The organism is Vibrio sp. 10N.286.52.C3, assembly GCF_041468865.1.
GTDB classification, from domain to species: domain Bacteria; phylum Pseudomonadota; class Gammaproteobacteria; order Enterobacterales; family Vibrionaceae; genus Vibrio; species Vibrio crassostreae_C.
On the sequence record NZ_JBFRJM010000152.1, the window covers coordinates 1 to 207 of the forward strand.

1 tRNA gene is annotated in these 207 nt (G+C 44.9%); it reads right to left on the reverse strand.

The features are described 5' to 3' along the window. Positions 1-36 precede the first annotated feature (36 nt). Positions 37-121: transfer RNA gene (locus AB4138_RS23915), tRNA-Tyr, on the reverse strand. Positions 122-207: the final 86 nt, after the last annotated feature.

Consider the following 207-nt stretch of genomic DNA (forward strand, 5'->3'; position numbering starts at 1 on the left):
TTGTTCTCTTAACTCTTAAAAGAGGTAAGAAGAATATGGTGGAGGGAGACGGATTCGAACCATCGAAGGCAGTGCCGGCAGATTTACAGTCTGCTCCCTTTGGCCACTCGGGAACCCCTCCAGGGTGTGTCTTACTCTTCACAAAGTAAGCCTAAATTGATGTTTTCCCATAAGCCCATCAACTAGGTTGTTCTCTTAACTCTTAAA